Genomic DNA, 1,739 nt, shown 5'->3' with positions numbered 1-1,739 from the left:
ACCTCATGGCGGCGCGGGGGGCGGAGCTGCGGCTGAACAGCTCTGTGAGTGAAGTTGAGAAGGTCGGCGATCACTTTGCCTTTACGCTGCACACCCCCGATGGTGCGCATCATGTCACAGCCAAGAACCTCGTTATTGCTACGGGCGGCAAGTCCATCCCCAAGATGGGCGCGACCGGCTGGGCCTATGAGGTCGCGCGCCAGTTCGACATCCGCGTCACCGACACCCGCCCCGCCCTGGTTCCCCTGACCTTCGAGGCAGGCCTGCTGGAGACGCTGACGCCGTTGGCGGGCGTGGCGGTGGACGCCGTCGTCGCCTCAGCCCCCGAATCCAAGGCCGAGGCCAAGGCGCGCAAGACCAGCTTCACCGAGGCCATGCTGTTCACGCACCGGGGTCTCAGCGGTCCGGCCATCCTGCAGATCAGCTCCTACTGGCGCGAGGGCGAGGCCATTGTCGCCTCCATGGCGCCGGGGCGGAACATCTTCGACGAACTGAAGGCGGCCAAGGCGGCGAACGGGCGACAAGCCATCCATACGGCGCTGGGCCACATCATCCCCCGCCGTCTGGCCGAAAGCCTGTGCGAACGCGAAGGGGCGGCGGGCAATCTGGCCGACCTGTCGGACAAGGTGCTGCGCCGACTGGATCAGGCGGTGAACGCCTGGAGCGTCAAACCCGTGGGGTCAGAGGGTTATCGCACCGCAGAGGTCACGCTGGGCGGCGTCGACACGGCGGCCCTGGATCAACAGACGATGCAGGCCAAGGCGGTTCCGGGTCTCTATTTCATCGGCGAGGCGGTCGATGTGACCGGCTGGCTGGGCGGCTACAATTTCCAGTGGGCCTGGTCTTCGGGCTGGGCCGCCGGTCAGACCGCCTGATCGGAAGTCGCATAACGCCCCCTGCGGCCCCGCGACGCATGGCGGGGGTGATGGGGCCTCCCTAGCTTGAAGAGGCGGGACGGCCCCTCTGGCGCCGCTCCGGTTCAGCGCCCTTCTTCCTCCGCTGGATCGAGCGATGCGATGTCGGACCGCACGGGTGCGTCGATGCGTGGGTCATTTCCCCCTCAGGATTCCATGCATCGACCCCCGTTTCCTCTGGAAACCAATGGAGCCCACATGCCCCTGTTGATGTGCCCGAACGACAACGCCGCCATGCAGACGCTGGAGCGCAACGGCGTCCAGTTTGACATGTGCCCGACCTGCCGCGGCGTCTGGCTGGATCGCGGCGAACTGGAGAAGCTGATGGCCGCCGCCGTCGATGAGGGCCGCGCCTCCGCGCCCCAATTCACGCCCCAGTTCACGCCCCAGCCTGCACCCCAACCTCAAGCCCAACCCTGGAGCGCGCCGCCCCAGCCGCGTCGCGATGACCGATATCGCGACCATGACGCCGACGGGCGCCGACACGACGACTATCGCTACAAGAAGAAGAAACGCGACAGCATCTTCGACATCTTCGACTGAAGCATCGGCTGGCGGATCAGGCGGCCAGCCCTACCGTCTGCATCAACGGCTTCAACGCCGCCATCTCGCCCGGCGCATCGGCCAGAGCCGCGCGGACCTCTGGCGCGCGCATCAGCTTCAACGCCTCGGCCCGCGCGCGGTCCGCCGCCGGACCGATCGGCGCGGTCTCGCCCACCGCCAGCCGCAGCAGGACGCCCAGCTTTTGCAGCGGCGCGACCTTGGCCCGACTGATCTGGGCCGACAGGCTGGCGTCCGCCTCCACCACGCCGCCGACCGCGCCGA

2 protein-coding genes and 1 pseudogene are annotated in these 1,739 nt (G+C 67.9%); 2 read left to right on the top strand and 1 reads right to left on the bottom strand.

Translation table 11 applies throughout. From position 1 onward, the window contains the following. On the top strand, positions 1-875 hold an 875-nt coding region (locus tag QZ281_RS00725; RefSeq protein WP_292223479.1), incomplete at its 5' end, for an aminoacetone oxidase family FAD-binding enzyme. Between the two features lie 237 nt (positions 876-1,112). Continuing rightward, a complete protein-coding gene (locus QZ281_RS00720; RefSeq protein WP_292223476.1) occupies positions 1,113-1,457 on the top strand; it encodes a zf-TFIIB domain-containing protein in 345 nt (114 codons plus the stop codon). 16 nt (positions 1,458-1,473) lie between these two features. Here QZ281_RS00720 and QZ281_RS00715 read toward each other — a convergent pair. Further along, positions 1,474-1,739 (bottom strand): annotated as a pseudogene (locus QZ281_RS00715) (hypothetical protein); the annotation flags it as partial.

The organism is Brevundimonas sp. (assembly GCF_018608325.1).
In the GTDB taxonomy this organism is placed as follows: domain Bacteria; phylum Pseudomonadota; class Alphaproteobacteria; order Caulobacterales; family Caulobacteraceae; genus Brevundimonas.
The sequence above is the reverse complement of the archived record's forward strand: the minus strand, read 5'-3'. Positions and strand labels throughout refer to the sequence as shown.